Below are 7,936 nucleotides of genomic sequence, written 5' to 3'. Positions count from 1 at the left end.
GGGGAGGAAGTCTCCGGTGTGTTCTTTTCTTTGGAGCCAGAGATTGATAGTGTTCCTGCTGGCATGGAAAACTTGACTGGCTTCGGTTTTGGGTATACCGTCTAGTTCAATTGCATTAATAACTTTTTGTCTAAGGTCGTAACTGTAGGGGGCTGGCATTTTGGGTCTTCTGTAGATATCCTTGCCATTATACGTCCTAACTGTTCTGTTTTGTGCTATAGAAGAAGGACTAAGCGGTGAAGTCAACACTGTACCACTGACCAATTGGGCATCCACATCAGGAGCCGTATGAGGCGAAAGTCTCAAGTACGGTTTTGAATGGGAGGGGATGGGGGCGACCCCATTCTCGACCCCTTCCGACTTTAGTTTGGGTTCGAGTCCCATCGTCCGCTTATTTTTGAGCAACGATTCGCCGTTGATGAGTAGAGACGATTAAGGCATATTTACCCGCCTCAACTCTCTACCAACATCAAAAACTGACTGATTAATCTAATTCGCTTTCGAGAATTTTAGAAATCGCTTTTTTAGTGCTATCCTGAAACTCTCGAACATTGACACGGCTTAATAAACTAATGGCGCAAATCATCCCTACAGCCTGAGTTGCAAATACAGTCCCATAAGCCAAAACGGGAACCTCAAATATGAACCGACCTAAGTCTAGGAATGCTCCCCCCAATACGGTGGCTAAACCCCGCGCCATAGCCTGAGCCAGTCCCCAAGCGCCGATAAAAGTTCCAGCAGTTTCTGCGGCCGTCAGGTCTAGCATTAAACTAATAGCGCCAGCAGTTAAGATACCAGAAAACAAGCCAAAAAACAACAGTGAACCCTTGAGCATTTCGGGGTTAGTGGTAAATCCCGCCATAATAAACAATACTAAGGCGATCGCTACCCCCACACAACCTAAACGGACGGTATTTTTCTTACCAATACGCGGGACAACTAAAAATCCGGTAGAGCCAATTCCCACCAAAGTTCCGACCCCAAAAAAAGCATTTAATCGCGCGGTTTCAGAAATTGACATCCCAAAGACTTCACCCCCATAAGGTTCTAGTACAGCATCCTGCATAAATAGGCTAATGCTCATAATTAACAGGAAAGTAAAAAACCAACCTGTTTGGCGGTTAGCGGTGAGGATATGTAAAGCACGACCTAGGGTAATTTGGTCTTCTCTGTCTGCTAAAGTAGAGCGATCACTATATCGAGAAAAGCGCTTTTCTACCCCCCAGGTCGCCACCATACACAGAAGAAATACCATCGTCGGAACCATGATAAATAGGGGGTTAATGGCTGCTTGTAGGGTGGATATATCAACCATACTCCCAGGGGTGGGTAGGTTAGCAGAAACCGGGTCAATCTCGCCAACTTCCTGCTGATTGAGAATTTTAGAACTAATAATAGCTCCGACTACAATTCCCACCATCAACATAGACCAGACAATGCTGATCAGTTTAGATCGGTCATCTTCATCAGATACATCAAATAACAAAGCAGCGAAGGGGGTAGAACTGGCGCTGAGAGCTAAACCATAGAAAGCAAACACTACCGCTAATAATGCCGCCCAAACATAGCTTATCCCTGTCATACCATAATTTTGAATACTGGTTCCCAATTGCCATGTCACCTGCATAGCCAGGAAAGAAGTAGTGGTAAACAGAGCCGCACCCATCCACACATAAACGCTGCGATGTAGACCCCAGATCGGTTTTCCGTCGGAGAGTTGACCAAACCACACTCGGCTAGGAGAGACGAACTGGTGCATAGCGATCGCACCCGTCGCCATGAGAGCTGGAACCCTTAGTTCATCAATCATTACTCGATTAATGACTCCCAGGGTCAGCAAGGACATAATCCCCAGTCCCATTTGAAATAGACCCAATCGGAACATCGTCACCATACCCACTTTCGGTTTTGGTGGCTTATTTGTTGCTGTCGAGGGTGTTGACTCAGGTAAACTGTCGATTGCCATAGCACCTATAGGAAATTGATACCAAATTAACTCTTCATTCCTAGCCTAGCAAAATGTTGTGATTTAGACTGAATAGTTTTCTACCCTTACTTGGGGACTAACTAGATTCACCTAGGGGAGACTGTTCAGGAGTCTATGGGATATGATAAGACTATGATCAGACTGGAGAAACTGTCAAGAGTAAATTCTGTGAAATTATGAAATCCCCTATTATATCTCAATCAATTCAGATTAAAAATAAAAATATTCACTATTTAGAAGCAGGTCAGCCTGATGCTCCTTCGGTCTTATTATTACATGGGGCTAGTTTTCGCGCTAAAACCTGGGAAGAAATCGGCACCATCAAACAATTGACTAATCAAAATTATCGAGTGGTGGCTGTGGATCTTCCCGGCTATGGAACCTCGGAAACTATCTCTGATGAACCTGTACAATTTTTGGTGAAGCTAACTGACAATTTACAATTACATAACACGGTCATTGTTTCTCCTTCTATGAGTGGTCGATATAGTTTACCCTTTCTAATTCAACATCATGAGTCAGTACGAGGCTTTGTGGCTGTGGCTCCGGTGGGTATTTTAAAAATGGCTGAAAAACTTGAGGGTATTCAAATACCGACTTTGGCTATTTGGGGAAGTAATGACCAAATTGTGCCGCCTAGTCAGGCTGATATCTTAATTCAAACTATGCCGAATTGTCAAAAAGCGATCCTTAAAAATGCTGGTCATGCTTGTTATCTGAAAGCGCCGAATAAGTTTCATGAAAATTTAATTCAATTTCTGAAGTCTCTCAAATAGCTGTCCAATCTAGCTGTTCAATATCTGATGCTTGATAATTTTTGCCATCAATCATTATCCTTTGATTATATTGTTGTCACAACCTCTAATCCACCAGTTGTTAAAGTAAGATGGATGAAAAATCTAAAAAGGCGCTATTTATCCTGGGTGGACTAGATGAAGATGACCTGCGGTGGGTAGCTTACCAAGGTAGGTTACAGACTTTGGAACAAGGAGAAATACTGATTCATGAAGGAACACCTATCAACGCGCTTTATATTATTTTAAGCGGAACACTTAGGGTATATATTCATTCTAATAATAACCATGATCGTGACCTGGCTTATCTATCACAAGGGGAATTAGTAGGCGAAATTTCTTTTTTGGATAACCGCGCTCCTGTCGCTACTGTTGAAGCTGTGGAAACTACGGAATTGTTGGCAATTCCTCGCTATCAACTAACTAGCAAACTCCGCAGTAGTTCTAAATTCTCAGCTAGATTTTATCAGGGGATTTGTTGGTGTTTAGCTAACCGTATGCGCGGGACGGTTCGACAATTGGGTTATCAGTCTTCTGAACCTGAACAAGATATACTATTTGGTTGCGAATTTACCCAAAATATGCAAGATTTTATGATAGTAGCAGAGGCTAAACTAAACTGGTTAATTCACAAGATACACCAGATGCGTTGATAGCTCAATCTTCCCGGAAAATTGGCGGTTATTTGATATCTGTAGATGGTGGAAGATCACCCCATCTACAGATGATATGCTGATTGACTTAGTGCTACTCACGCCACTAGACCACCCCTAAAACTGGTCTTTCATTCCCCTGATCCGAGCAAAGGTCTGGATATCATCTTTACCTTGAACGGCTAACTGTAATGCGGGTTCATCCCAACGTAGAAAGGGATTAGTTGCCTTTTCTACGCCTATTAATGAGGGGATAGTGGGTTGGTTTTGACTGCGAGCTATGGTGACTTTTTCCAAGCGATCGCGTAAGTTGATATTATCACCATCTACTGTTAGCGCAAATTTCAGGTTGTTTAAGGTGTATTCATGAGCGCACCAGATCCGTGTATCATCGGGTAGCGATCGCAATTTAGACAGAGAACTAACCATCTGGCTAGGGGTTCCTTCAAATAAGCGACCACACCCCCCCGCAAATAAAGTATCACCGCAGAATAATTCCCCCCCTTCCTTATCGGTAGCCGGAAAATAGTACGCAATATGACCGCGAGTATGACCGGGAACAAAGAATACATCGGCTTTACGACCGCCAAATTCTACGCGATCGCCTTCTTTTAAAAATACTTCCTGTCCGGGAATGCGATCGCGATCTTCTGCGCCTCCATATACTGTTAAATTGGGAAAATGCTTCCTCAATTCACGATTTCCTCCCACATGATCCGCGTGGTGATGGGTATTAAAAATCGCTATCAGTTCCGCACCCAGTTCCGACAATTTTGCTAGTACCGGGTCCGCTTCTGCTGGATCAACTACCGCCGCCTGATTCTGTTCGGGGTCATGCAGCAGAAATATGTAGTTATCTGATAAAGCTGGTAGTCTATAAACGTCCATTCATTTTGCTCTCACAACTCAGGGAACACTTTGATCTCAAATATATTCTGACACTATCAAAACCCTTAGAACAACACCAACTATAATTAAGCTATCCTAATCGTTTCGCCAAAATAGTTTTGTTTTTTAAAAGTATTTTAAGATTTAATACAATTTTATGGCTAATTACTCTCAAATACTTGACGAGAGCATGGGGGTTTTGCTATCCTCAAAGAAATCGCATCCAAGGGCTTGCTGTGTCTACACGCCAAAAAATAGACTACAACCCCCATGATATCGCGAAATATAATATTATCCGGCAACAATTTAAAATTCACGATGCACGAGTTTTTGAGGAATTGGGGACGGCCCCCAATCCACTTATTGACAAAATCGCGGTTATATGTATATAGCCATAATTACTCCTGGTCATCCTCAAAAATATTTAACTGTTGAATATTGGTAGTATTAGCAGGAGGTTTTTGAATACCCTTTCGCAAACCCATAGCAATTTTGCTGTGTTTTTCAATTTGTCGCATGACCTGTTTAGCGCGTTTAATGACGACATCAGGCAACCCCGCCAAGCGTCCGGCTTCGATACCGTAGGACTTATCAGCGCCGCCGGGTTGAACTTGATGCAAAAAGATAATTTTATCTGGCAATTCTTTGACAGTGACCTGATAATTGGCGACATTATCAAGAATGGAAGCCAGTTCATTTAACTCATGGTAATGAGTGGCAAAAATAGTCCTAGCCTTAATAGTAGTAGCGAGATATTCGGCGACTGACCAGGCTATAGACAACCCATCAAAAGTGGCAGTTCCCCTACCAATTTCATCTAACAAAACCAATGATTTGGGAGTAGCATGGTTAAGGATATTAGCAGTTTCATTCATTTCTACCATAAAGGTAGATTGACCTGTAGCCAAGTCATCCACCGCGCCTACTCGCGTAAAAATGCGATCGCAAATGCTAAGTTTAGCAGAAGTAGCCGGAACAAAGCTGCCGATTTGTGCCATTAATTGAATCAAGCCAATTTGTCGGAGATAACAGCTTTTTCCACTAGCATTAGGACCTGTTAAAATAATCAAATCTGGATGAGAAGGCGGCGAAATGTCCGCCGTCGGTAGGGTCACCTCTGGGCTCCCCAACTGGGCGGTATTTGGCACAAAAAAGCCAGCAGGTAGAGATTTTTCGACTACAGGATGCCTACCTTCTATAATTCTAAGTTCCCGTCCGCCGACTATTTCCGGGCGACAATAACCCTGATAAACAGCAATTTCAGCTAATCCACATAATACATCAATAGCGGCGATCGCCCGCGAAATTTCCCTAATTAAATCCGTGTGTTCTCCCACTTCGTCTCGCAGGCGAGCAAAGATTTCATATTCAAGCTGATTAAGGTCTTCCTTAGCGGTTAAAATTCGCGCCTCTCTTTCTTTCAACTCTGGGGTGATGTAACGTTCCTCATTGGTGAGAGTTTGTTTACGGATATAATCATCAGGAGCCTGATCAGACTTAGAGCGAGTAATGCTAATATAGTAGCCAAAAGTCTTGTTAAAACCCACTTTGAGGGTAGGAATTCCGGTGCGTTCCCGTTCCTGAATTTCCAAATTAGCAATCCATTGTTGGTCTTCAGCCACCCCAGCCTGCATTTGATCCAATTGCGGATCAACCCCCGGTTTAATTAATCCCCCTTCCTTTAAATAAAGAGGAGGGGACTCGACTAGATAACTATTAATTTTTCGTGCCAGTTCTTCTAACAAGGGAGGCACATTTTGTAAAGCCTTCAAATAGGGAGATTTTGCGGACTTAGCCAAGGCTGCGAGTTGTGGTAATTTCGATAAAGAATCAGCCAAACTGACCAAATCTTTAGCGTTAGCGGTACCATTAGCAGCCCTCCCTGTCAACCTTTCCAAGTCATAAATTTTCCGTAAGAGTTGCTGAAGGTCTTGTCGCAATTCGGCATTATTAATTAATTCTTGAATCGTATCATAACGGGAACATATCCCCTTAATACTCAGCAAAGGTTGCAGCAACCAACGACGTAAAGCACGAGCCCCCATAGCGGTAGAAGTTTGATCTATTGCCCATAATAGAGACCCCTGCAAAGTGCCATCACGAATAGTTTGGGTAATTTCCAAATTTCGGCGAGTTTGATAATCTAAAATCAGATAATCACTAAGAGTATAACTATGTAACTGTTGTAAAGGCACGGCATTTTGTTTCTGGGTTTCCTCCAGATATTCCAAAAGTCCCCCAGCGGCTCTGACTCCTAGGGGCAAATTGTGGCAACCAATACCTTCAAGTGATCGCAATTTAAACTCTTCTAAAATTCGCGACCTAGCTTCCCCCAAAGTAAAAGGGATTTGGGAGCGCAAAGAATAGCAAAAGTCCGCAGGCAAACAATCAGGCAAACTCTCACTTTTCTGTCCTGGTCGTAACATTTTACCTAAATCAGGCGCATGAGTAGGGAACAATATTTCCGAAGGTTGTAACCGCATCAATTCCTGAGTCAAATGTTCCAAATTCTGAGATTGAGTAGCCAAAAACTCTCCCGTTGACACATCAGCATAAGCCAGACCCCAGTGGTCTCCAGCTATGACCACCGCCGCCAAAAAATTATTCTGGCGACCTGGCAGCATTTGGTCATCAGTCAAAGTTCCGGGAGTCAAAATGCGGGTAATTTCTCGCTTAACCTGTCGTCGTTCTTTAGCAGCGATCGCCGCATCTTCCACCTGATCACAAATCACCACCGGATAGCCCTTTTCCAGCAACATATTGCTATAGCGGTAAACGTGCTCAAAAGGCACGCCAGTCATGGGGACCCGACCAATTTCCTTTCCTGCCGATTTAGTAGTTTGAACCAACTCTAATTCGCGGGCAATTGTAACGGCATCCTGAAAAAAACACTCAAAGAAATCCCCCACCCGAAAAAACAGTAAAGCATGGGGATATTGGTCTTTCACCTCAATGTATCGCTGCATCATCTCCGACAGTTGAGAGCGATCCAATTGTCGGTAGTCCGCATTATTAGGTAAAGATTCCGATCCACTAGGGGAAAAATTCATAAGCGATTTAAGGAGCTTTTAACATCGGAACTGCCAACACACATATTATCATCATTGACAACGTAGTAGGGGAGGCATCTAGCAATCAGGAAGTCCAGACTCTTTATAGCCACCGGGTGCTGAAAGTATCTATATCAAGGTGAACCACCTAGACTATAGCCCTAACCAGAGCTCAGGCTACCATCCAGGTAAATATTACCATTGATGATGTTGACGACACCCAACTACCCCCAAATGCAAGCCGTAAGCAACAAATTTTAACCTAACTCCCAGGCTAATTACTGTTCATGGGGCTTGACTAATGCTACCATTGGACTAAAGGCTATCAACTCAGGGGCTACCAATCGAATTAAAACCCTTTCGTCTCATAGGAGCATGATTTAATCTCAAATTAGGTTAATATTTTAGGGCAATATGGTATAAGAAGCGAGAAGAGTTGAGGATAAACCTATTGCCAGATATGTCAAACCCAAGGAAGCGGCCCAAATCCTTGGAGTCCATGAAAGAATACTCCGCAGATGGGACGACAATGGCTCAATCGAGACCATCAGAACCCCCGCTGGG

At 43.4% G+C, this 7,936-nt stretch carries 7 protein-coding genes; 3 read left to right on the top strand and 4 right to left on the bottom strand.

The genetic code is table 11. From position 1 onward, the window contains the following. Positions 1-159: IS630 transposase-related protein (locus tag P5683_RS20810; RefSeq protein ID WP_315646926.1), on the bottom strand; the 159-nt coding region annotated here is incomplete at its 3' end. Between the two features lie 325 nt (positions 160-484). After that, on the bottom strand, positions 485-1,966 hold the full coding sequence (locus tag P5683_RS20805) for a BCD family MFS transporter (RefSeq protein WP_006620576.1): 1,482 nt from the start codon (positions 1,964-1,966) through the stop codon (positions 485-487). A gap of 197 nt (positions 1,967-2,163) precedes the next feature. Here P5683_RS20805 and P5683_RS20800 point away from each other — a divergent pair, with 197 nt between their 5' ends. Both P5683_RS20800 and P5683_RS20795 read left to right on the top strand, forming a co-directional pair. Next, the gene (locus P5683_RS20800) at positions 2,164-2,763 is read left to right on the top strand and encodes an alpha/beta fold hydrolase (protein WP_006620577.1); all 600 of its coding nucleotides are present in this window, start codon (positions 2,164-2,166) and stop codon (positions 2,761-2,763) included. Positions 2,764-2,873: 110 nt separating this feature from the next. After that, positions 2,874-3,434, top strand: coding sequence for a cyclic nucleotide-binding domain-containing protein (locus P5683_RS20795; protein WP_006617983.1), 561 nt, complete (start codon positions 2,874-2,876; stop codon positions 3,432-3,434). A gap of 117 nt (positions 3,435-3,551) precedes the next feature. Here the strand turns inward: P5683_RS20795 and gloB are convergent, their stop codons facing one another. Then, complete coding sequence (gene gloB, locus P5683_RS20790) at positions 3,552-4,322, bottom strand: hydroxyacylglutathione hydrolase (RefSeq protein ID WP_006620578.1); 771 nt, start codon at positions 4,320-4,322, stop codon at positions 3,552-3,554. A gap of 398 nt (positions 4,323-4,720) precedes the next feature. After that, positions 4,721-7,372: a DNA mismatch repair protein MutS gene (gene mutS, locus P5683_RS20785; protein WP_315640992.1), complete on the bottom strand. Its 2,652-nt coding sequence runs from the start codon at positions 7,370-7,372 to the stop codon at positions 4,721-4,723. A 450-nt stretch (positions 7,373-7,822) separates the two neighbouring features. Here mutS and P5683_RS20780 point away from each other — a divergent pair. Continuing rightward, positions 7,823-7,936 (top strand): MerR family DNA-binding transcriptional regulator (locus P5683_RS20780; RefSeq protein ID WP_368663494.1); only part of this gene is annotated, 114 nt, incomplete at its 3' end.

Source organism: Limnospira sp. PMC 1279.21, from assembly GCF_032349615.1.
Taxonomy (GTDB): Bacteria; Cyanobacteriota; Cyanobacteriia; order Cyanobacteriales; family Microcoleaceae; genus Limnospira; species Limnospira fusiformis.
Note: the sequence above shows the minus strand (reverse complement) of the source record. Positions and strands in the feature narration are given on the sequence as shown.